At 54.3% G+C, this 23,890-nt stretch carries 20 protein-coding genes and 1 pseudogene; all 21 read right to left on the bottom strand.

Features of this window, described 5'->3' with window-relative positions:
• Positions 1–33 precede the first annotated feature (33 nt).
• Positions 34–183 (bottom strand): hypothetical protein, encoded by a 150-nt coding sequence (locus ACQ4N8_RS00840; RefSeq protein ID WP_430702413.1) that lies wholly within the window; start codon positions 181–183, stop codon positions 34–36.
• 67 nt (positions 184–250) lie between these two features.
• Positions 251–1,252 carry a VanZ family protein gene (locus ACQ4N8_RS00835; RefSeq protein WP_430702412.1) on the bottom strand — a complete coding sequence of 334 codons (1,002 nt, stop codon included), beginning with the start codon at positions 1,250–1,252 and terminating at the stop codon, positions 251–253.
• Positions 1,253–1,412: 160 nt separating this feature from the next.
• Positions 1,413–2,435 (bottom strand): PHP domain-containing protein, encoded by a 1,023-nt coding sequence (locus ACQ4N8_RS00830; RefSeq protein WP_430702411.1) that lies wholly within the window; start codon positions 2,433–2,435, stop codon positions 1,413–1,415.
• A gap of 18 nt (positions 2,436–2,453) precedes the next feature.
• On the bottom strand, positions 2,454–3,284 hold the full coding sequence (locus ACQ4N8_RS00825) for an alkaline phosphatase family protein (protein WP_430702410.1): 831 nt from the start codon (positions 3,282–3,284) through the stop codon (positions 2,454–2,456).
• Between the two features lie 14 nt (positions 3,285–3,298).
• The gene (locus ACQ4N8_RS00820; protein WP_430702409.1) at positions 3,299–4,084 is read right to left on the bottom strand and encodes a DeoR/GlpR family DNA-binding transcription regulator; all 786 of its coding nucleotides are present in this window, start codon (positions 4,082–4,084) and stop codon (positions 3,299–3,301) included.
• Positions 4,085–4,088: 4 nt separating this feature from the next.
• Entirely contained in the window at positions 4,089–5,132 is a 1,044-nt protein-coding gene (locus ACQ4N8_RS00815; protein WP_430702408.1) for an ABC transporter ATP-binding protein, read from the bottom strand.
• The gene (locus tag ACQ4N8_RS00810) at positions 5,129–5,938 is read right to left on the bottom strand and encodes an ABC transporter permease (RefSeq protein WP_430702407.1); all 810 of its coding nucleotides are present in this window, start codon (positions 5,936–5,938) and stop codon (positions 5,129–5,131) included. The genes ACQ4N8_RS00815 and ACQ4N8_RS00810 overlap by 4 nt, the downstream gene beginning before the upstream one ends.
• The gene (locus tag ACQ4N8_RS00805) at positions 5,938–6,858 is read right to left on the bottom strand and encodes an ABC transporter permease (RefSeq protein WP_430702406.1); all 921 of its coding nucleotides are present in this window, start codon (positions 6,856–6,858) and stop codon (positions 5,938–5,940) included. The genes ACQ4N8_RS00810 and ACQ4N8_RS00805 overlap by 1 nt, the downstream gene beginning before the upstream one ends.
• 98 nt (positions 6,859–6,956) lie before the next feature.
• Positions 6,957–8,078 (bottom strand): ABC transporter substrate-binding protein, encoded by a 1,122-nt coding sequence (locus tag ACQ4N8_RS00800; protein ID WP_430702405.1) that lies wholly within the window; start codon positions 8,076–8,078, stop codon positions 6,957–6,959.
• 321 nt (positions 8,079–8,399) lie between these two features.
• Positions 8,400–8,537, bottom strand: a pseudogene (locus ACQ4N8_RS00795) (carbohydrate ABC transporter permease); the annotation flags it as partial.
• A gap of 152 nt (positions 8,538–8,689) precedes the next feature.
• Positions 8,690–11,014, bottom strand: a complete 2,325-nt coding sequence (gene yicI / locus ACQ4N8_RS00790) for an alpha-xylosidase (protein WP_430702404.1) — start codon at positions 11,012–11,014, stop codon at positions 8,690–8,692.
• Between the two features lie 23 nt (positions 11,015–11,037).
• Positions 11,038–11,766 carry an RraA family protein gene (locus tag ACQ4N8_RS00785; RefSeq protein WP_430702403.1) on the bottom strand — a complete coding sequence of 243 codons (729 nt, stop codon included), beginning with the start codon at positions 11,764–11,766 and terminating at the stop codon, positions 11,038–11,040.
• A 36-nt stretch (positions 11,767–11,802) separates the two neighbouring features.
• Positions 11,803–13,458, bottom strand: coding sequence for a response regulator transcription factor (locus tag ACQ4N8_RS00780; RefSeq protein ID WP_430702402.1), 1,656 nt, complete (start codon positions 13,456–13,458; stop codon positions 11,803–11,805).
• 11 nt (positions 13,459–13,469) lie between these two features.
• A complete protein-coding gene (locus tag ACQ4N8_RS00775; protein WP_430702401.1) occupies positions 13,470–15,221 on the bottom strand; it encodes a sensor histidine kinase in 1,752 nt (583 codons plus the stop codon).
• Positions 15,222–15,321: 100 nt separating this feature from the next.
• The gene (locus ACQ4N8_RS00770; protein ID WP_430702400.1) at positions 15,322–16,200 is read right to left on the bottom strand and encodes a carbohydrate ABC transporter permease; all 879 of its coding nucleotides are present in this window, start codon (positions 16,198–16,200) and stop codon (positions 15,322–15,324) included.
• A 42-nt stretch (positions 16,201–16,242) separates the two neighbouring features.
• The gene (locus tag ACQ4N8_RS00765; RefSeq protein ID WP_430702399.1) at positions 16,243–17,205 is read right to left on the bottom strand and encodes an ABC transporter permease; all 963 of its coding nucleotides are present in this window, start codon (positions 17,203–17,205) and stop codon (positions 16,243–16,245) included.
• A gap of 23 nt (positions 17,206–17,228) precedes the next feature.
• Positions 17,229–18,980: an extracellular solute-binding protein gene (locus tag ACQ4N8_RS00760; RefSeq protein ID WP_430702398.1), complete on the bottom strand. Its 1,752-nt coding sequence runs from the start codon at positions 18,978–18,980 to the stop codon at positions 17,229–17,231.
• Between the two features lie 165 nt (positions 18,981–19,145).
• Positions 19,146–20,066: an AEC family transporter gene (locus tag ACQ4N8_RS00755; protein WP_430702397.1), complete on the bottom strand. Its 921-nt coding sequence runs from the start codon at positions 20,064–20,066 to the stop codon at positions 19,146–19,148.
• Positions 20,067–20,287: 221 nt separating this feature from the next.
• Positions 20,288–21,232 (bottom strand): carbohydrate ABC transporter permease, encoded by a 945-nt coding sequence (locus ACQ4N8_RS00750; protein WP_430702396.1) that lies wholly within the window; start codon positions 21,230–21,232, stop codon positions 20,288–20,290.
• A gap of 33 nt (positions 21,233–21,265) precedes the next feature.
• The gene (locus tag ACQ4N8_RS00745; RefSeq protein ID WP_430702395.1) at positions 21,266–22,177 is read right to left on the bottom strand and encodes an ABC transporter permease; all 912 of its coding nucleotides are present in this window, start codon (positions 22,175–22,177) and stop codon (positions 21,266–21,268) included.
• 15 nt (positions 22,178–22,192) lie between these two features.
• A complete protein-coding gene (locus ACQ4N8_RS00740) occupies positions 22,193–23,830 on the bottom strand; it encodes an ABC transporter substrate-binding protein (protein WP_430702394.1) in 1,638 nt (545 codons plus the stop codon).
• Positions 23,831–23,890: the final 60 nt, after the last annotated feature.

Genomic DNA, 23,890 nt, shown 5'->3' with positions numbered 1-23,890 from the left:
CGCCAAAAAGCTAAAGCTATTCGCATGCTCTACTTAGCTGTCCCCATCCGTTTTTTTCTCGGAATAGGCGATCAGGTTGACCTTTTCTCCGACGGACTGCTCGATCTTCTCCTCGAGACGTTGAATCTCTTGAATCAAGTGCGCTTTGTCGTCCAAATCCGTAAACACGTAATCCTGTTTCATCGTACACGCTCCCCGTGCTTTTCTACCAGTTTCGGTGGAAAAGCACGCTTTTATGCAAGGATGACCGTCAGTCTTCTATCTTGCTTATGAGCAAGGCCTTCGCCAATCCGGGGTCGTCCCCGGAGAGCCAGATCCAGATCCTGACCGTCAGAGCGTCACGCCCCGCTGCGCGCAGCGCTTCAATGTCCGATCTCGTCCCCGCCTCGTACCGGGTGATCACCCGGCCGCCCTCGGATCGAATCGATCTGACGAAGATTTTCGTGTCGGCATTCAGGCGCACCTTGTCCCCCCCTTCTGCCGCCGCCGCAAGCTCCGTGGACTTCCCCTCGATCTGTACGTACTTCGCGTTCCGGCGAACCGTGATTTCGTTTGTTCCCACGGCCGCCAAGTCTCCGAGCAAGTCAGCATCAGCCGCCTTCCACCCGTCCATGACAGCTTCATTCTCAGCCACGTATTCGACGCCGGAGCCGCTGAAGGGCAACAAGCTGGAGTCCACCATCGCGATCGCGGAAATACCGCTGACCCCAAACAGGGAATACACCATGATCATGCCGATCAGCAGGCGATTCCGGGTGCGCGTCTTCTTGCGAAGACGCATGTAAACGCCGATCCCAAGCGCGCCTCCCGCCGTGTTCAACAAAATATCATCGACGTCGCTGCTGCCCAAGGCCAGGATAAATTGGAGGGCTTCCAGCGAAACCGAGGCGCCCAGCAGCCAAAGCAGTTGAATGCGAAGCGGCTTCCGGCCTGCCGCGAAGGCGACGAACATGCCCGAAGGAACGAAGAGCGCGATGTTCCCGGCGATATTCGCAAGCACCTGCCTCGTCTCGATCCCGTCGCTCGTCAGATACTCCATGATTGTTCGCAGCGGAACGGCATTCACGCTTCTAACGGGTAAGAACCTTGCCTGAAAAACCTCCGCCAACGGGATCGTTTTGAACAGTACGATTTTGAGCATAACCAGGGCATATACGCAAAACATCAAAGAAAACACGGCAAGCAAGACGCCTTGGCCGATCCCCGTTTCACCCGGCCGGTCCGGCTGAGTTCTTCCCCCGTTGGAGTTCACGTTCCCATCAAACCTTTCTCTCCTAATTCCACTATCAAGAGAACGTTTGCGTTACCGATTCGGTTACACCTCCCCCGGACATTTTGCCGCCCCCTTGCGCAAAAATGCCCGGAAGGCCTTCGGCCTCCGGACATCTTCGTCGTAATCGTGGATCTCGCCTTCATTGCTCGATCGCTGCGCTTTTCTCGAAAATCGGCAGCATCCGCCGCTCCCCTTTTCGAAACACCGCCAACTCCGTGTAACCCAGTTCGATCGCGTCGGCCAGGGCCGCGTCCAACAGCGTTCCGATATCGTCCGGAAAGTGGGCGTCCGAGGACAACGTCAGCGGAACCCCGTATTCGGCCAATACGGAGAGGAACAAAGGGCTGGGACAGCTCTCCGCAATGGGGTATCGGTAGGCGAGGCCGGTGTTGATCTCCGTAATGACGCCGCTCCGTACCATTTCCTTGGCGATGCTCCGGTAATACGGCAGCAGCTTCTTCTCGTCGGCCGGCCGGAAGCCGAACACTTTCAGGTTGTCCGGGTGAGCGATGATATGGAATAAACCCGAGGCGCAGGCTTGCCTTAACAATTCATAATAGTCCGCATACGTTTGGACGGGGTCCCTCCCGTTGAATCCATATTTCGCCTCGGGATTGTCAAAGCCCCAGCCATCCAGGAAATGAACCGATCCGATCACGTAATCCCAATCCTGTTCCGCCAGCAATTCGCCAAGCTCCGCTTCGCCGCCGGGGAAGAAATCCGCCTCGATGCCGAGGGCCAAATGCGGCCTTGTCTTCTTCGCTTCCGTCACGAAATCCACGAAGTCCGATAGCGATGCCACGCAAACCTGGTCCAACCAAGTCCGCTGCAGCTTGCCCACCGGGCTATCGTCCAGCAGCATATGCTTTTCGTAGTAGGGCTTGCATTCCCGAAAACGATATAGATGATCGACGACGCCAAACTCTTGAATGCCCCGCTCGCGCCCTCGGGTTAAATAGCGATCCAACCATTCCTCGCTATAACACCCCTGCTGCATTCGCCGGGACAGCAGCTTCGCCATTTCCTCGGCATGCTCCAATGTATGATGGCCCAGCGCCCGATCCGGTCCCGGTTCCGTCGAAGACAAACCTTGCAAAGTGCGCGATAACCAACGCAATGAATACGGGCCTTCCTCCAGATGAAAATGCAGATCAACCTTCAACCGTCAACTCCCCCTTGTCTACTCCCATTTCACCATGGCCTCGGAAGTCCGGATCCCCAGGCAATGGCACATTAACGGGGCAAGATGCAGCTGCGACAATCCCTGCGTACCCTCGAGCGTTGAAGATGGAATCGGCGATTCGCCAAACACATAAAGCGGGACACTCCGTTCCTCCGGCTCCGTCCCTCCGTGCTGCCCCATCGCGTTCATCCCATGGTCGGACGTGACGATCACGTCATACCCCTGCGATCTCCAAAGCGGAACCAACGTGGCCAGCATCCCGTCGACCGCGCGGACGGCGCCTTCGTATTGTTTGCTTTCCCCGCCGTGCTTGTGGCCCATATCATCGATATTCATCGAGTGGATGTATAAAAAATGCGGGTCATACGCCGTACGCAAATGCTCGGCATCGATGAACAGGTGGCTATCCGGATAGTGATCCTCGAAATAGAAAATACCGTGTTGGATCGGCTTGCTCTCATCATGCTGATGACGATCCGTAATCGGGTTAAACGGAGCGCGGTTATACAGCTCGCTGACCCAATGATACGCGGCCGCAGCCGTTCTTAACCCGGCCCCGGCAGCGAGATGGAACACGCTTTGCTCCTGGCTTAACCGGGCGATGTGATTCGCCGTGATGCCGTTTCTCGCGACCGGCGTGCCGGTCAGCAGGACTTCATAGAGCGGACGCGATAAGCTCGGCAACTGCGATTGAACCTGATAGCAGGAGACTTCCCCTTGCTCAACGAGATGCTCCATGTACCCCAGATACTTGCGGGCGGCATCATATCTTAATCCGTCCAGCACAACGGCGACAAGCTTCTTGGCTTCTGCTTCTACTTTTGACATTCGACTCTCCCCCTTTATTTCGCTTCGATCCACTGGATATGATGATTGCGCAGCGTTGGCAGCCATTCCTTCGGCGGAGCGGCATCGCTGACGATCGCGTGAATCTTGGCGAGCGGCGTGATCTCCACGAAGGCTTCCTTATCCAGCTTGGATTCGTCGGCCAGCACAATCGTTCGATACGCCGCTTCGATCATTCGGCGCGACATCCCCGTTTCGTTGATATCGTAATCGCTGATGCCCCGTTCCACGGAAATCCCCCCTACGGAGATAAACGCCTTGTCGACGCGAAACTGCGACATGACGCTCTCGCCGATCGTTCCCGACATGGACTGCTGCTCCGGATTCAGTTCTCCGCCAACGACGAAAATTTTGCCCGAGAACCTTCCGCTGTTCAACGACTCCATCAAATGATAAGCCACGGCTAGCGAGTTCGTCAGAATCGTCAGCCGCTCCCGGCCGGCGATCGCTTTGGCCATCTCCAGCGTCGTCGTGCCGATGTCGATCGCGATCGTATCGCCGGATTCGATCAGTTCGGCCGCCGCGCGGCCAATTCGTTCCTTTTCCTCCGCTTTTACCATCTGGCGCTGCAGATAAGGCGGCTCGTAGCTCGTCAGTTTGGTCAGGACGGCGCCGCCGTACACCCTTTTGGCCAAGCCGTCTTTCTCCAATAAAACCAGATCGCGGCGAACGGTCTCCTCCGAAACGGTGAACAAGTGCGATAGCTCCGGCACCTTCACCTGGCCCTGCTGTTTTAAATGCTCCATGATGACCCGTTTGCGTTCCTCCGATGAAATCGACAAGTCTTTAAGCTCCTTCCTTCTCCAGTTGCAGCAGCTGTGCATGATCCAAAGCGAGGCTGACCGGACTGTTCTCGCCTATTCGCAGGGATCGTCCGTCGTTCAGCGCATCGACCGTCAGCCGAATGCCCGCAGCATCGATGGAATAACGGATCACGTTGCCCAAAATGGACGCCGAATGAACGATTCCCTCCACGACTTGTTTGCCGGACAGCGCCTGCCCTTCGGCCCCGTCTTCGCTGACGAGGATCAGCGATTCCGGCCGAACGGCGAAGCTCTCCGCTTCGCTGCGTACGTTTCCGAACAGCCGCAACACCTCGGCCCGGGACAGCACATTGTAGCTGCCCATGAACCGGGCGACGAACTCCGTTTTCGGCGCGGAATACAATTCCTCCGGCGTCCCTTGCTGCACGATGTTCCCTTGATGCATCAGACATACCCGGTCGGATAAGGTTAACGCCTCTTCCTGGTCATGCGTCACGAAGACGGTGGTCATGTTGAATTTTCGCTGGATTTCGCGGATTTCGGTCCGCAGGTTTTTGCGGATTTTCGCGTCGAGCGCGCTGAGCGGCTCATCCAACAGGAGCACCTTGGGCTGCACGGCCAGGGAACGGGCGAGCGCCACGCGCTGCTGCTGGCCCCCCGACAGATGCTGGGGATACGCGTCCCGCTTGTCGCTGAGATCGATGAGCTCCAGCAACTCCTCGGACCTTTGACGCCTAGCCTCCTTGGAGGCTCCCCTCATTTTCATGCCGTACGCGATGTTCTCGCTCACCGTCAGGTTGGGGAACAAGGCATACGATTGAAACACCATGCCGATCTCCCGGCTGCGGGGCGGCAGGTTCGCAATCTCTTTGTCGTCGAGCCAAATCTGCCCGTCATCCAGCTCCGTCAGACCGGCGATGCAGCGCAGCAGCGTGCTTTTTCCGCACCCGGACGGCCCCAGCAGCGTGACGAGCTCCCCCTCGCGGATATCCAAATTCACCCGGTTCAGCACCGTCGTATCCCCGAATTGCTTGCGGATCCCTTCCAGCTTCAGATATGGTTTCATTCCGATATCCCCCTGTTCACTTTTTTGCCGAGCTTCATCAAGACCATGGACAACGCCAGGATAAACAGAAAATAGGAAATCGCGATCGCGCTGGCCAAATGCCCGCTTTCATTCATCCGGCGGGACAGATACACCTGAATGGTCTGAATATGTCCCCCCACCAGCATATTCGTTAAGACGAATTCGCCGAACAAGACGGAAAAAGACAGCAAGGTCGAGGTCATCACCCCGGGCCAGATGTTCGGCAAAATCACGGTCACGAAAGCCTTCATGCGGCTGGCGCCCAGCATCTCCGCCGCATTCAGCAGCTCCACCGCCGATACGGTCAACAGGCTGTTGCGGATGCCCTGATACATATAAGGCAACACAATGATGAAATACGCGCCGATCAGGATATAGGCGGTGCCCGAAATATTGATCGGGCCGGAGGAATAAGCGCGAATGAGTCCGACGGCGGCGACGACGCCGGGCACGGCATAGGGGAGCACGACGATCCCCTTCATGAACGTCTCCAGCTTAGGCAGGTAAACCGTGATGATGAACACGGCCGGTAGCATCACGACAAGACTGAGTGCGATGCTGATCGCGCATAAGTACAGGGACTTCCATAACGCGTCCAGAAAACGCGCATCCTGGAACATCCCGCTAAACCATTCCAGCGTCCAGCTCTCCGGCAGAAGGGTAGCCTGCCACTCCTTTGCGAACGCGTAAATCAACGTAGCCAGCAGGGGGAGCAGCAAATAGGCCATCAGCAAAAGCATGAGCGAACGATGTCCCCAGCCCGCTTTCTTGCTTGGCGTGTCCATTACAACTCCTCCTTCAGCGCCGGGGATTTCAGCTTGGGCCATTTCCGCCGGCTGCGGGCTTTTTGCGCCGCCGAGCCGGATTGGAACTTATGCGAACGCTGGGTCATCTTGTGATTCAGATATACCGCCAGCAGCGTCGACAGGGCCATAATCACCGCCAGCGCGTTCCCGAGCTGCGGCTCGCTTATTACGTCGCCCGAGACCAGGTTCCCGATCCGCACGGCCAGCAAATTGAAATTGCTTCCGACCAGGGCATAGGCCGTCGCGTAAGCGCCCATGCCGTTGGCGAACAGAATCCCCAGCGTGCCGAATACGGCCGGCAAGAGCACCGGTATGCCGATCGTTCTCCAGAACTGCCACGTGCTTGCGCCCAGCAGCGACGCCGCCTCCTTCCATTGCTCGCGAATTCCGTAAAAGGAAGGGTACAGCAGCAATAAGGCCAGGGGGACCTGAAAATAGACATACACTAAAACCAGCCCCGCCCAGCTGTATAAATTGAAACCGGCAAACACGTCCCAGCCCCACTGCTTAAAGAGCAAGGTAAATACCCCATTGCTGCCCAGCAGAATAATATATGCGAAGGCGAGCGGAACGCCGGCGAAATTCGAGGTCATATTGGACAACATGATCAGACGGTCCCGCATCTTCGGCGCGAACCGCGTCACGGAATAAGCGCACACCAGCCCGACGACGATCCCGATCACGCTCGAAAACACCGAGATCAGCAAGCTGTTTTGGATGGCTTTGAGATAATAATCGCTTTGAAAAATCCGGGCATAATACCCGAACGTCAAACCGGCGCCGTCCCCTTGGCTGATGCTTCCCGTCAGCATCGACACGATCGGGACCAGTTGAAACAGGGCGATCATCACGACGAAAGGAACCAGTCCGAGCAAAAACCAGCGATATTTACGCTTCACGCCTCTCACTCCTTTATTTGAAAAAAGGGGCGCCATTCGTACAAGACGATGACGCTCCACTTAACGCTTTAATCGTGTTGAACCCGACAAGATTCCGATTAGTTCATGTGCACCAGGACGCGCTCCTGCCACAGCTGCGGCAGCTTCTTCGTGGTTTCTTCCCAGGCCTTGTAATCGCCGACCGGCTTCACATTGGCATAAGCGTCGGCAGGCAGCAGCTTGGCCGCTACGTCCTCAGGAAGCTGAACGCTTTCGCGGATCGGTCTGGCGTATCCCTTCGCCAGGTTGATTTGGCCCGCGTCGCTTAAAATGTACTCGCGCGTCAGTTTGGCGGCATTCGGATGCGGCGCGTACTTGTTGATGATCGTGGCGTACCCGCTGACGACGCTGCCTTCCTTCGGAATGGCGACGTTAAACTTATCCGCGCCTCCCAATTGATCCCGATAGTTCAGTGCGTTGAAGTCCCAGAACAGGGTGACTTGCACTTCGCCCTTCTCGATGTTGGCCAGCGAAGCTTCGGCGCTGGACAGGCGGCCCTTTTTGGCCAAATCCTCAAAGTACGCGATCCCCGGCTCGATGTTCGTTTCGTCTCCGCCGTAAGCGATGGCGGCGGCCAATACGGCCATTTGCGCTTGGGCGGCTTTCGTAACGTCGCCGACGATGATTTTATAGTCGCCGTTCTTCAGGTCTTCCCAGCTTTGCGGCGGTTGTTTGACCAGCTCTGTGTTGGTGAAGAAAGCAATGGAACCTTGGTAGCCTACGAGCCAGTGCCCGTCCTTGTCCTTGGCCCAACCCGGAATCTCGTCCCAATACGAGGTTTTGTACGGTTGAGTGACGCCTTTGTCCACCGCTACCGGGCCGAAGGCAATCCCCACGTCGCCGATGTCCGCGGTCGGCTTGTCCTTCTCCGCTTCGAATTTGGCGATTTCGTCGGCGCTCGACATATCCGTGTCCGTATGCGCCAGCGAATACTTGCTTTGCAGGTCCGCCCACGTATCTTTCCAGTTCGCCCACGTATCCGGCATGCCGACGCTGACGACGGAACCTTCTTCCTTTGCTTTCGCTTCCAGATCGGCCAGCGAAATTTCCTCGGCCTGGGCGGTGGCGCTTGTGTTGGTGGCGGCTTCTTTGCTGTCGCCCGTACCGCAAGCTGCAAGCATCAAAACAAACAAGGACAGAACAAGGCCAAGCGCTAACTGCTTCTTTAACCTGAATTTCATGGTTTTTTCGCACTCCCCGTGGATTATTGTGGGTTCTTTATGTATTTCTGTTGTTTTCAACCCAATTAGAGTATAGGTTTTGACTGTTTCCGCTAGATTAATTGAAATGGTTAGGTTTATTAAAAAATGTCCGCCGGGCACGAAGTCGCCACGCTGTCGTCATGAAGTCCGCCCTGTGCCTGTGTCGCTTAGCAAATAAGGCCCTTTTTGCCCTTATTTCTGCTCGCGACTCCCCCCACTCGCAAAAAAATGCCCGGAAGGCTTCCAGCCTCCACGGGCATTCCTACAATTCTATGACCAAGCCCCGCCTCATCCCTTGATCTATCCGATCATCACGCCTTTCTCGAAATATTTTTGGATAAACGGATGCACCACCAGGATCGGCAGCGTGGATACGATAATGACGCCGTATTTGATCTGGTCGGCATACCGTTGCGCGTACCCGCCCGCGTCGCCCCCGTGCCAGCGCCTTCGACAGCGGCAGCGCCACCTCTCTAATATTCCATACAAGCAGTACAAGCTTCTATAGGCAAAGAGCCGCAACTCTGTTGTTGCAGCTCTTTAGCTTATAAATGCTCAGTCATCAAGGAATATCGCCGGTAAAAATTCACTTATCCTGCCAGTTCCACCGTCAAGCGGGAGCTGTCGGTACATAGCAGGACGCCTAGCGGGTGTTGCACAGCCGCCGCGGAGCCTTCCACCGCATCAACCTCCGATATCCCCCGCAGGAGAATGCCGTAAGGCCGGGCCAACCCTTCAGCTTCAAATACAATGACGTTTCCCGTACGCTTGGCGGCAACCCGACCCTGCAGAACGCCTTCGGTGCTCCAAATTTTCGCTTCTGCGGAGGATCCGTCCTCCAGTTCGAAGAGGTGGAATGTCACACCGTCCGCATAATCGTAGTCCGGTTTGCGTTCTACGGCCCCTACGGCGATCAAACTGTTCGGCCGGACGAGAAACGGCAGCGAATGGTAATCGTAGATCTCCCGGTACCAGCGCCCGCCTTCCACGACCTTCCCGGACAGATAATGCGTCCATTTGCCTTCGGGCACATAGTATTCGGCACGCCCTTCATCATTGAAGATCGGGGCCACCAGCAGCCTTTCGCCAAGCATGTACTGCATATCCAGCGGATGGCAGTTCCGGTCCCCGGGAAACTCCAATACCATGGCACGCATGACCGGCAGGCCCGTCTCCGCCGCTTCCGCCGCATAGGCGTACAAATAAGGCATCAACGTGCATTTCAGCTTCGTAAATTCGCGAAGCACTTCCACCGCCTCTTCATCGAACAGCCAAGGCACCCGGTACGAGTCGTTCCCATGCAGCCTGCTGTGAGAGGAGAGCAGACCGAAGGCTACCCAGCGTTTATACATATCCGGCGTAGCCTTGCTAGCAAACCCCCCGATATCATGGCTCCAGAATCCGAAGCCGGACAATCCCAACGACAACCCGCCTCGCAAGGATTCGGCCATGGAACCATAACTTGCAAAGGAATCGCCGCCCCAGTGCACCGGATATTGCTGGCTTCCCGTCGTAGCCGAACGGGCGAAGACTACGGCCTCCCGCTCACCTCGCCGTTCCTTTAGCACTTCAAATACGGCCTTGTTGTACAGGAAGGTATAATAATTGTGCATCCGCTCCGGATCCGAGCCGTCAAAATAGGCGACATCGGTTGGGATCCGCTCACCGAAATCGGTCTTGAAGCAGTCCACACCCATATCCAGAAGACGCCGCAGGTAATTTTTATACCATTCGGTCGCCTCGAGCTTGGTAAAGTCCACGAGTCCCATTCCGGCTTGCCACATATCCCATTGCCACACATCCCCGTCCGGGGTCTTCAAGAGATAACCGCGTTCCATCCCCTCCTGGAACAGCGGAGACTTCTGGCCGATGTAAGAATTGATCCAGACGCAAATTTTCAGTCCCTTGTTCTTCAGGCGGGTCAGCATCGCCTCGGGATCGGGAAAGACGGCAGGATCCCACTCGAAATCGCACCAGCGGTATTCCCGCATCCAGAAGCAATCGAAATGGAAGACATGCAGCGGAATATCCCGCTCCGCCATCCCGTCCACGAAGTGATTCACCGTCGCTTCATCATAATCCGTCGTGAAGGACGTAGTCAGCCAAAGCCCGAAGGACCAGGCGGGAGGCAGAGCCGGCCGCCCCGTAAGCGCCGTGTAGTTGCGCAGAATTTCCTTGAGATTACGTCCGCCGATCACGTAATAATCCAGTTCTTCGCCCGGAACGCTGAATTGAACCTTCGTCACCAGCTCAGAGCCCACTTCAAAAGAAACATACCCCGGCTCATTCACGAACACACCGTAACCGTTGCTGGACAAATAAAAGGGGATATTTTTATACGCCTGCTTGCTCCCGGTTCCCCCGTCCAAATTCCAGATATCCACTTCCTGGCCGTTCTTGACGAAATGCGTAAAGCGTTCACCCAAGCCGTAGATGTGCTCTCCCACACCAAGATCCAGCTGTTCGCGGAAATAAATCTCTCCTTCATTGGTCGTAATGTGGCCGGTTCCCCGGGAATACGTTCCGGTAAGCTTCCTTCCGGCATAGGAAAATTCGGTTCCCCATATCCCGGCCTTGTTAACGGCGACCTGCAGGCCTCCGCTGGTCAGGGTCAAGGTATGCTCGTCTTCTCCGAAAACGGCGGTTCCTTCGTTTGCCGCAGCCCACTCGGGCTTCGGCCCCCTAGCCCTCTTCCCGGCATAGTGCGTCCACTGAACGCGAATCACATCCGGCATCGGGGAGGAGAATTCCGCCGTCAACATCGGTCCGTTCAATGTATCTCCCTTGTGACGAATTTGACGGCAGGCGGCATGCAGGCGAACCTTGCCGTCCTCCCGCTCAATATCCCTGACATCCATGGGATTCAATACTTTGAAGCCTTTTTTGTTGTCCCAAAATCCGTTTGTGAATTTCACCTCAGTCTCTCCCCTCCGATAGTTCAGAGTACCGTTTCATCCAGCTCCCAGCCCAGCTTCTCGTACATGGCCCGTCGCGACGCCTTGTCTCCGCGAAGCTCTTGATGGGCGTATTTGGCCACATCGCGCGCTACCTTGCGAGGGACAATTACCACGCCGTCTCCGTCGGCCACGACTATATCACCAGAATAAACGGCTACTCCGCCGATAGCCACGGGCACGTTCTCCTCATAGAACCGGATGCGGCACTGATCCATGCCTTGGGAAATAAACTGCGACCATACCGGAATTTTCTGCAAAATGACTTCATCGGTATCCCGAATCCCGCCTCCGTTGGTCAAGAAGCCTACGACCCCTTTGGAGTATGCCGCGAGCGTATTGTTGGAGCCAAGCAACCCCACGTCGAGTCCGCAAACGTCGAATACCATGAAATCACCCGGCTGAATGCTTCCGTGCCACGGGTCATGGCAAATTTCATTGTAGTACATCCCCGACCAAGCGGTATATTCCTCCGGCGTAAGCTTCGGAACCGGGCCTTCAAAAGGAAGATACCGCGAGGTGTGGGCGATCCCGACTACCTTGGTGCGCCACAGCGGACGGATGCTGTGATGAACGCTGCCGTAATGGTGATAGCCGATCCAGTCCAACCCGTCCCTAACATCGGTTACCCGCAAATCCTTGTAAAGCTCCAAAATTTCGTTACGGTCGTCCTGCACTTTCATGCCTTCTTGATTATTTTGAACTTGTGTCATCGTATCGGTCCCCTTTTTCCATTGAATGTTGTTTGCCTAACAGCATGCCAATCCGTTGTCTTCATGGCCGTCTATCTTCAGGGCATCCCGGTAATGCTGGGGAGTTATGCCGTAATACTTCTTGAATTGTTTAATAAAATAGTGCGGCGTTAGATATCCGACCATGGCCGCCACCTCGTAGATTCTGCAGTCCGTTTGCTTCAAATAACCGACGGCCTGTTCCATCCTATATTTGAGAATATAGTCGCTTAAATTCTCGCCCGTTTGCTCCTTGTACACTTTGGACAAATAGGCGGGATGCAGTCCCACTGCATCGGATATCGCCTGCAAGGACAGGTCGCAGTCCAAATGCGAGGCTACGTACTGCCGAATGCGATGGACGAGCGACAGGGACCCCTCCTGCTGTTTTTTCCCGAGATACGAGGCCATTTTGTCGAGCGAGCGGAACGCCCATGACTTAAAGGTCTTTAAATCCTGTTGAATATGGCCTCTCAGCAGGCCAACATTCAGTTCGCCGATCAGCGAGCTTAGCCGGTGTCCATGCTGGTGGGCGACAAAATGAAACGACCCGGCGATGATATAAAACGCCTCTTGAAGGTACTCATCCGATACGCCCGATTTGGCTTCAAGTTCGGTGAAAATCTCATTCAGCTTCTCACCGGCAAGGGTCCATCGGTCCGTTTCCAGCAGTTGCATGAACGTTGGCGCTTGATGCAAGGAAGCGATGGAGCCGGCAGGCGCCTTAAACTCCGTTTCCGTGACCGCCGCAAAGAAGCTGGCGATTTTTCCGTCATGGTTTCCGATCACCATACGGGTTTTTTCATAAACCTGGAGCAGCTCCGCAGGAAAAACGGCATTTTGTTTTACGATGCCGATGGAGACGATGTGTTTGAGAATCTTGTAGACCTGCCGCTGCAGTTCTTTCGCTTCGTTCTCCAAACGGGTGAAGCCCGATTCGGAAACCTCGTCCTCCCGCGGTTTGATCAGAAATACCACCTGTCGGCTTCCCCAACGGGTGTACCAGAGACAGAAATGTCCGGCGAGCAACTCCTCCGCCATCTTGGTCACGGCGTAAATGATCAGCGATGTATCGTATTCGGTATACCCCGCAAGATCATCTTCCATTTGAAGCACCGCAGTCATAAAGGAATCCCCGTAATCCATGGGAATCTCGTATGCAGCCAGCTTGTGAACCAGTTCCTCCCGCGGTATCATCATTCCTCTAAGCAGATCCCGCAGCAACTGCTCGCGCAAGATCGGCAAGTTCTCGCGAAGCGTATACAGCATTTTCTGGTAGGAACGGTCTTCTTCCCGTTCCCTCTCGATATCCGCGAACAGCTTCTCCAACGTTTCCACCAATTCGTCTGAATCCACGGGTTTCATCAAATATTTGGATGTCTGAAGCTGCAGCGCTTTCTGGGCGTATTCAAATTCGGCGAAGCCGGACAACAAGATGCAGCGAATTGAACTGGATGTTCTGCGGATATGTTCGATCAGTTCAATCCCGCTTATCTCAGGCATTCGTATATCCGTAATCACCACGTCAATGGGATGTTTATCAAGCAAATCCATCGATTCCCGTGCTGAATAGGCGCCATGAACTTTCCCGCAAGGCAATGCGCTATCCTCGATTAGCCGGATAATACTGTCCACCTGATGAGGATGATCGTCGACCACAAGAATCTGAAACATGCCTCCACCTCCTAGTTGTCGCCAGCTGCCGGCAGCATTTCTATCAAATCAATCCGCATCCTCACGCACAAACCACCCAACGCGCTCTCCGTAAACGTAAGTCCAGATTGTCCCCCATAAAAATGAACCAGCCTTTGGTGAACGTTTCGGATGCCCCAACCGTTTTCCTTGCCTTCGTTATCGTTCAGGCTGTTGTACAATGCGGCCAGTTCCTCTTTCTTGACGCCTTTACCGTTATCCTCCACCGTTATGACATAAACGCCGTCAGAGCGAAATCCGCCGATGCGGATCTTCCCTCCCCCCAGCCTGTTCTCAATGCCATGGACGATCGCGTTTTCCACTAGGGGCTGAACGAGAAGCCGAGGGGTCCTCACCTGAAGGATATCTTCGGGAATATCCATGTCGTATTCGAGGTTACCCTTTTGCATTTTCATGATTTCCAAATAGTCTCTGACCAGGGTCAATTCTTCGCCCAGCTCGACGTCCCTCTGCTCCGTCCGCGTGGTATAACGGTAGTACCTGCCCAGATGCTGAGTAAAGGCAATGATCGCTCCCTTGTTGTCCATCTGCGCCATGCTTTGGATAAAGGCGAAATTGTTATATAGAAAATGAGGGTTAATTTGGGACTGCAGCTGTTTCAGCGTCGCCTCCTTTACCTTGATCTGCTCAAAGTATACCTTTTCGATCAACTCCCGAATTTCTGCCGACATCGAATGGAACTGGGAAAACAGGAATTGAAATTCATACTGCTTGATCCTGCTCGGCGGACGGAAAGAATACTCCCCCCTGCGAACCCGGCGGATTCCTTGAATAAGCTGGGTAATGGGGCGCTGCACGTTTTGGTAGATCAAAGCCGCCAGGGCAATGCCGATGAACAGCAGCAGAATCGTTGCCAAATAAAACAGGATCATCGTCTTGTGAATCGGCGACATAATTGCTTCCAGCGGAATGAAATCCACCAGATACCAGCCTAACGATTCAGATTTCTCATAGATCAGCAATTGATTCTCGCCGTCGACCTTGACGATCTCATGTCCCGAATCGGATAGGGACCGCCCATCAAGCACTTCGGCAAATCGCTCCACTCGGGCAGGTTCGGATTCATTGCTCGCAATCGGACCGTACCCTTGATGATAAAGCAAAGGTTCCCCGGAGCTTCCCTGCTTGAGCTGATCCAGCAACACCGCAAAGTTGTTCGCCGGGACGGCCATTTGTAAAATCAACCCCGTGCCATCTTCAAGATGACCGCTTACTGTAAACGGTTTCGTCAATTCCCGGGTAAAGTAATACTGCTCGATACCCCGCAGGTTTAAACGCCGGTAGGTCCAGGTATAATTCAGATGTTCAAAATCGCTGCGCTCATAATTGCTTCTCGCACTCGTCGTTACAAATGCACCGGTCACCGGGGAATAGATCGTCATCTCGTTCGTCCAGGCCAAAGAATTGCTGGTTTGTTTGAGGCGATCCCCCAACTCTTGCCTAGTGGACAACGCTTCATAGGTCAAGTCTCGGATAGAGTCCAGCTGCAGGCGAATCGCATTCGGATCCTGCATCGTAAGGAACGCCGCACTCCAAATTTGTTCATTGACGCTCTCCAGTTGCCTCAAGAAGAAAGACTGGCGGTTAATGTTGGAAGAAATGATCTCATCCTCAACCACCCGGTTGCTTACCTTAACCGAAGCGGTGTGAAGCAATGCAATGGGAACAATCAACAGAATGATGATAATCAGAATTTTAGAGAAAATCGTCAATTTACCCAGCATATGATGCGTACCATCCTCTTCTCGGCGGATTTCATTGCTACCCTCAATTATATAGGATAAACATTCGCCGAAAGGAGGTTTCTTTTCGGGCTGCTTCGCGTTACCCTTTGACGGAGCCAAGGACCAATCCCTTTACGAAATACTTTTGCAGAACCGGGTACACCAGCAGAATCGGAATCGCGCCGATGAAAATTTGCGACGCCTTGACGGTCCTGTTCGAGATCTGCTGGACTTTGCCCAAGTCTAAACCAACCTGGCTGAAGTTCTCTTGAACCAGTATCGTGTGCAGGAAACTGGCCAAAGGGTAATCGTTCATCTTGGACAAATAAATGATGCCGTCAAACCATGAGTTCCAATGAAACACCATCGTGAACAACGTCATCGTAGCCATCGCGGGCATGGAGACAGGAATGAAGATAGAGAATAATGTCCGAAAATGTCCCGCTCCGTCGATTAAAGCCGCTTCTTCCAACTCCTGAGGCAGTCCACGGAAAAAATTCAGCATCAGAATCATATTCCAAACGTTGACGGCATTAGGAATCACCAGAGCCCAAAGCGAATCCATCAGCCCCGTCCTGGATACGACCAGATAAGTTGGAATCAAGCCGGCGTTAAACAGCATGACGAACACGAAGAACCAAGCATAAATATTTCTTCCGCGAAAACGAGTACCGGTTCTCGACAGCGAATAAGCCGCCATCGTAATGACGGTCATGGAAATCAAAGTTCCGAGCACCGTCCGAAGCACACCGATCTGTAACGCATGCAGAAAATTTTTGTTGCCAATGGTCTGCATATACGCATCGAAGGTAAACCCGATCGGCCAGAAGGTCACTTCGTTTGCGGTAACCGCCCCTTTTGAGCTAAGGGATACCGCCAAGATGTGAATGAGAGGCATAATGCACAAAAGGCTGAGAAGTCCGATGAAGAAATAGTTCAATATGGAAAATACGGTATAACTTCTAGAGCGGTACCTCATGGTTTTCTCCCTCCTTTCCAGTTTCGACTCAGCAGATTCCGTTTAGAAAATGCGGTACCCCGCCCATTTGTAGGCCAAACGGTAACTGATCACGATCAGAATAAAACCGATGACGGATTTGAACAGGCCGACAGCCGAAGCGAAACTGTACTGCGTTCCTTGAAGCCCTACGCGATAGACGAACGTGTCGATGATATCTCCCTTGGAATAGACCAGCGGATTATACAGATTGAAGATCTGGTCAAAGCCTCCATCGAGCACCCTGCCCAGCGAGAGGGTCGCCACCACGATGAAAATCGGTCCGACCGAGGGCAAGGTGATCTTCAGCATCTGCTGCCAGCGGTTCGCTCCGTCGATTTCCGCGGCCTCATAATAGGAAGGGTCGATGCCTAAAATTGCAGCGAGAAAGATAATCGCGGAGAAACCGAAATCCTTCCAGATATCGGACAGTACGACCACTGCCCGAAACCAGTTCCCGTCCGCCAGAAAAAAGATCGGTTTCACTCCAAACAAGCCAAGAAACTGATTGATGATCCCCCCTTGAACCGAAAGGACGTCTACGAAGATCCCCCCCAGAATGACCCAGGACAAAAAATGCGGGAGATAGACCAGGGTCTGAACCGTCCGTTTATACCAACTGATGCGAATTTCGTTCAGCAGCAGCGCAAACACGACAGGTATGATCAGATGAAGCGTCAGTTTCATCGTAGCGATGGCCAACGTGTTGATAATGACCTGCTTGCCGTCCGGGTAACTGAACAAGTAGCGGAAATTGTCCAAGCCCACCCAGGGAGAAGCGGCTATGCCGAGCCAGGGCTTGTAATCCTGAAAGGCGATGACCCCACCCGCTATTGGCACATAGTTGTAAATGATCACGATAAGGACTGCGGGAAGAAGCAGCACATGAAGCGGCCATGTTTTGCGGAGATACCTCCCCGCCTTTTTGAGGGTCCGGGCCTCCGGCTTTAACCGCGACCCGCCGCTTTTTATTTCAATTCCCGACATGGGCATCCCCTCTCCTTGTTTCATTACTGAACGCTCTTGTACCAATCGTTGACTTCTTTGGTCACCTGATCGCCGCCGTTTTTCTTCCATTGTTCAACGAAGGTATCAAAATAATCGACCGGCTCCGCACCCATGATAATTTTCAGATAACTCTCCCTCGCCAGTTTAAGCAGGAGTTCTCCCTTGGACTGCATCGTCGCCGTCGGAGCTCCGTTAAATTTGTTCAGGATCGCGCTGTCATTCTGGCTGACCCGGACCAGGCCTGCGCTTAGCTGCCGCTCGGTAAGGGCCTTGGTGCTTGCTTCCATCAAATTGGCAGGCTCCGCATCGGGATTCTCCTCGAACTTCTGGAAGGCACCATCACCCAAATACGGGACAAGCGGGGCTTCATTGAACGGGAAGAACGGTCCGTAGGAAACGGTAGGGTCGTTCGGATTCGGCCATTTGTCCTGCGGAACGCCGGCCGCATCATAATTGTTCCGGACTACCTTGCCATCATGGACCACATAGTCGTAGCCTTCGTGATATCCGTTTTTAAAGTCATCACTGAAGTAAGGATCCGACTCGCCGAAATTAAGACTGAACAGCTTATTAATGTAACCGAGAACCGCTTCGGGATGGTCGAAGTCCTTACTGATCATCGTGTAGTCGTGGACCAGCGGTTTCTCCGCTCTCCCCACCTGACCGTCCGGTCCGGATGGAAGCGGATAGGCTTTGAAGCCCTTAACTTCCTTGAGCGGATACCCGTCCATCCAATACGGCCCGAAGATCACGCCGGCCTTGCCGGAGGCCGCCATTTCAGCCGCTTTCGCAGGATCCTTGATGCCTGCTTCCGGATCGATATAACCGTTTTTGTTCCAATCCGCCAGTTTAGCCAAGAAGTCCTTCTGTTCCGGTCTTATGGCGCTGTAGGCCAGCTCGCCGTTTTCGTCCTCAACCCAATACTCGGTAATGCTTGTAAGGGATGGCATATAGTCGCTGTAAGCCCCGGCAATCGGATCCGCGCTAGACATCCAACTGAACGGACTGTCTTTCAAAGAGACGGCCATGCCAAACGTATCGTTTTTGCCGTTTTGATCCGGATCATTTTCCGTAAAGGCCTTTAGAACTTCGCCCAGTTCATCGATCGTCTTCGGCGCTTCCTTGCCCGCCGCCTGCAGCCAGTCTTCCCTGATCCACATGACGCTGCCTTCGTCCATCGCGAACATATTCGGAATACCGTAGATTTTGCCTTCCCTTGTAACCGGATACAGAACTTCCGGATAGTTCTCGTACAGTTCTTTCAGTTGTGGAGAGTTGTATTTGTCCATCAGCTCGTTAAGCGGCATTGCCTTGCCGGCATTAATCATATCCGTGGCAAGATCAACCGTGGCGATGAAGGTATCCGGCAATGGGCTGCCTCCCGAGAGCAACAAACGCATCTTGGTGGTATAGTCCTCTAAAGTCGGGACGATAAAATCAAATTTTACGTCGATGCCGAGCTTCTCCTTCATCCAACGCAAGTGCTGGTTATCCTCAACGCTTTCCCCCGGCTTGAAATCCGTTTCGCTCTGCTGCTGGTAACGGGTCGCGGCATGCACGGTAACCGGAGGATCAAATTTAAACGCCGCCGGATTTTCGGTTACTACATCCGGTTTCGCGCTTCCGTTGTTCCCGGGTCCCGCAGCCTCCCCATTACTGTTGCCGCTGCTGCATCCCGCGAGAAGCAAACTGCCTGCCAACGTGACCGACATCAGCATGGTTAAGGTTTTTCTGACTGGTTTGGAATGACTCATTTTCCTGCCCCCCTATATTGATTTGAAATCGCTTTCTGTTTACAACAGTAATCCAATCCCGGGAATCTAGATATAGAACGTTCTTTAGGCGATACCACGATTTTAACTTTTTCCTAAATAAATGAACCGGGAGCTGCGCCGGGTTCATTGGCCCAACGAATACGATCAGTAGAGGACCCGGGACAAAGCAATCAATCCGGTAATGGTAAAGGCGTTAAGCAAGGTGGAGAACAATACGGCCTGGGATGCGAATTCAGACTCATTGTCGTACTCCTGCGCCAGAATCGCACTGTTGACCGATGAAGGCATGCCGGAGGAAACCAGCAGCGTCTGCGCCGCCAGACCGTCCAGTTCGAATAAAGCAATGACCATAAGGGCAATGGCCGGACTGATCAGCAGCCGCAAGACCAGGCTCAGCATGACGGGGAAGCGGATCGATTGCATGCGCAAATTGGCAATTTGGGCACCCAGCGTCAACAGCGCGATGGCTACAAGCGCATTGGAGACATACTCCAGCGGCCGGAAAATCATATCGGGAAGGCGGATGCCGATGGCGTTAAACAACAGCCCCAAGACCAGAGCATAGAACACCGGCATTTTAAAATAGCCCAAAAGAGCTTTCCAGCGTTTCGCGTCCAGCGATTGCAGCGCGATGACCCCATAGGAGAACGTCAGAAAGCTTTGAAAGGACATAATCAATACCTGAATGGACAAGGCCAACGGATTGCCCCCGAATACAAGCTGGTTGAGCGGAATAGCGTAATTACCCGAGTTGTCGAACAGGACGCTGTTGGTAAATGCCACCGTCATTCCCCGGTTATGGCGAAGGATCTTCGATGAGAGCTTGCAGACCAAATAGAGCGCCAGCATGCAGACGACAAAAAACAGAACGATCTCCTTGAACAAACCGGGAGAAATATCGGCGGAATATAGCTTGATAAATATCGTTGCCGGCAACAGGTAGGCGATGTTCAGCTTGGCCAATGTGTGCAAATCGAGCTTGAATTTGCGGTGAAGTACCGTTCCGCCGCAAATGAGAAGAAACAGGGGGATAACGACTTTCGCGAAGATATCAAACAGCAGCAAAAGGCCTTCAACTCCTTCGTCCGTTGAGCCTTGAGAGGCGAGACTCCAGCTCCGGCTGCCGGCTCTCTTCGCTGCTCCCGGGCTTGTTGTTCTTTGATCATAGCCCCGCTTGCCGCGAACCGTCCATACAACATTCCGAAGGTGGTTGCATTATTTAAAGGTTGGAAGGCAGTGCAAAAAGGACTTCCCCAAAAAAACCAGGGAAGTCCTTTTCGATTGCCTTACCCCTTGATCGACCCGATCATCACGCCTTTCTCGAAGTATTTCTGGATGAACGGATAAATCACCAGGATCGGCAGCGTGGACACGATAATCACGCCGTATTTGATCTGGTCGGCATACCTTTGCGCGTACCCGCCCGCGTCGCCGCCCGTGCCCGCCCCGTTCGCGAACACCTGGTTGGACAGCAGGATGTCCCGCAGCACCATTTGCAGCGGCTGGAGGTCGTTGTCCCGGATATAGATCAGCGCGGTGAAAAAGTCGTTCCAATGCCCGACCAAATAATAGAGGCCGATCACGGACACCAGCGCCTTCGACAGCGGCAGCGCCACCTTCACGTAAAAGGTGAAGTGCGAGCATCCGTCCATCACCGCCGCCTCGTGCAGCTCCTGCGGCAGCGAGGTTTCGAAGAACGTCCGCGCGATGATCAAATAGAACACGTTCACGCAAAACGGCACGATGAACACCCAGACCGTGTTGGTCAAATGCAGGTCTTTCATCAAGATATAAGTCGGAATCAGTCCACCGTTAAAAAACATCGTCACCACGAACAGGAAGATGATCACCCGTCTCGCCCGGAATTCCCGCCGGGACAGCACGTAAGCGGCCGGCAGCGTGAACAACAGGTTGACCAGCGTACCGAACAGCGTGTAGAACAGCGTGTTGCGGTACCCCGTCCAAATTCGCGCGTCCTGGAAGATCTCCCGGTACCCGAACAAGCTGACGTTTTTCGGAAGGAACAGCACCTTGCCCGTCGAAACGAGCGTCGAATCGCTGAACGAAGCGATCACGATGAAATACAGCGGGTAGGCGATCAGCAGAAAAATGACCGTGCACACCAGTCCCAGCACTAATTTAAAGACCAGTTCCCCGCCGCCCGGCCGCGCTCCGGCAGCCTTAAACGCGGGCTCCTTGCCGCCCTTGATCCGCGTTTCGATTTGGCCCATGTGTGTCGACTCCTCCTTTCCTTGCCGATTTTTTTAGAACAGGCTGTTTTGGGAGGCCCGTTTCGAAATCGCGTTCATGGCGAACAAGAACACGAAGTTGATCAGCGTGTTAAACAAGCCGATGGCCGAAGCCAGGCTGAACTGGTTGGACACGATCCCGATCTTGTACACGTAGGTGGCGATGACCTCGGAGACCGGAAGATTGAGCGCGTTTTGCATCAGGAAGATTTTCTCGAAGCCGGTGCTGAGGATGTTCCCCATGCTGAGAATGAACAAAATGATAATCGTCGGTACGAGCGCCGGCAGATCGACATAACGGATCGTCTGCCACCGGGTAGCGCCGTCGATTTTGGCCGCGTCGTAGAGCTGGGGATCGACCGTGGACAAGGCGGCCAGATAGATGATGCTGTTCCAGCCGCAGTGCTGCCAAATATCGGAGAGCACGTATACCGGAATGAAGGCCTCAGTGGAGGCCAGCAAATTGATGTGGCCGAGCCCCAGCGCTTTGAGCATATAACCGACCACCCCGGTTTCCGGGGACAGCAGTACATTCAGCATGCCGACCAGCACGATCACCGAGATAAAATGGGGCAGGTACACCGTCGTTTGCATGAGCTGCTTCATTTTTTTGCGCCGGATCTGGTTCAGAATGAGCGCCAGCGCGATCGGGGCCGGAAAGCCGAGCACGATGCTCGCCAGGCTGATCAGGAACGTGTTCCGCATCAGGTCGGTGAACAGGTAGCTGTCGATAAATTGCTGAAAATACGCCAGCCCCCGCCACTCGCCCCCGGTCAGCCCTTTGCTGAAATCATAGTCGCGAAAAGCGAGCTGGATCCCGTACATCGGAATATAGTTGAAAATCAGGATGACGGCGATCGCCGGCAGGATCATGATCCACAATTGATAGTCACGTACGATGGCCTGTAGTCCTTTGCGAACCTGCATGCTAAATCCGCCCCCTTATGGCTTGCTCTTGTATTCCTCGTAATATTTCTGCATGATCTCCAGGTTCTGCGTAAGCCCGGCCTTCTGCGCCTCCTTCACGTAGGCGTCCCATTCCGCCTCGATGCCGCCTTTCGTCACCCATTTGGCGAAGCTGGCGTTGGCCAGGTTCATGATGTTCGTATTGTTCAGGCTCAGCGCGTTATTATCCATGGTAGAGTATTTAATGAACATCGCCGGGAAGATATCATTTTCCAGGTCCACTTTCAGCGCTTCTTCGAGCGGTTCCGATTGCCTCAGCACCTCCTGCATGTCTTTGCCAAGCGTCAGCTTCAAGTCGTCCGAGATATAAAAAGCGCCGTTGTCCGCCATGGTCGACGTCCATTTCCACGTGCCCGGGTCCATCTTGGCATCGGCCGGCGGCAGCACGCTGTACGTGCCATCCCCGTTGTCCTGGATATTCGGGCCGATCGAGCCGAACAGCACCTGTATCCCGACCTTCGGGTCGTACAGCTCGTTGATGAAGCGCATGGCGGCTTCTTTGTTCTTGCTCTTGGCCGACATGACGATATGGTTCACGCCGTAGTTCAGGTTGTAATAATCAAACATCCAGGACGGCTTGATGCTGTCCGTGGAGGAGACTTTCAGCGGGGACATGGACGTATACTGCGGGGCAAGCTGCTCGCCGAACCGGTCCGACGCCACCCAGCCCCAGGTGAAGCCGACCTTGGCCGTGTCCCCTTCGCCGCGGGCGGTCGATTGGTATTTGGTGTAATCGTGGGTGAACACCTCCGGGTTGATGAGGCCGGCTTTATACAGTTTGCTCAGGAAAGCGACCATCTGTTTGTAGCGCTCGTCGATGAGGTAATTCTTCACCTGGCCGTCCTCGACGAAATACCCTTCCGCGTTCCCGTCGGACAAAGTCATGCCGGTGCTGCCGAGGAGTACCGCCGGGTTGAAGTAGCCGCCGATGCCGCCCGGCCAATCCATCGGGATTTCGTCGTTCGGATCGCCGTTGCCGTTCGCGTCCTTCTCTTTGAACGCCACGAGTACGTCGTACAGCTCATCCCAATTCGTCGGCATTTGGAGCCCCAGCTCATCCAGCCATTGTTGGTTGATGTATTGCCGGGTGGAAGCCGCCGGCCAAAACCGCTGGTATTTCGGCAGCCCGTACATTTTGCCATCGGGCTGGGTGACGATCCTCTTGGTTTCCGGCTTGGCGTTAAACATGGCCTGCACGTTCGGCGCCTGGTCCAGCATCGTCGACAGGTCCTGGAACAGCCCCTGGAACTGGGCGAAATCCGCATCCGTGATCACGTTCGGCCCGATGAACAAATCCGGGATATCCCCGCCGGCCAGCATCGTGCCTTTCTTCTGCCCCCAGTCGGCGGTGATCTCCTGCCATTCGATGTCCACGCCGGCGGCGTCCTCCACCTGCTGCAGCCACTCCATTTCGGCCAGCGGCTTGGTCAGCGGATGCTTCGTCATGATGGCGGTCAGCTTCACCTTCTCCCCCGAGGTCGCGTTCCCGGTCCCGGGCGTATTTTGCGCGCCTTCGGACGAATTCGGGTTGTTGCCTCCCCCCGAGCCGCACCCCGCCAACAGCAGGGCCATCACCAATACGGACGACATGAAAACGGTTACCTTTTTCCGCATTTCTTTCCCCCCATAGTATGGAATGTTTGCCTGGCCAACCAGACACCTTAGACTTTAACG

Source organism: Paenibacillus macerans, assembly GCF_050565405.1.
Classification (GTDB): Bacteria; Bacillota; Bacilli; order Paenibacillales; family Paenibacillaceae; genus Fontibacillus; species Fontibacillus macerans_B.
Note: the sequence above shows the minus strand (reverse complement) of the source record. Positions and strands in the feature narration are given on the sequence as shown.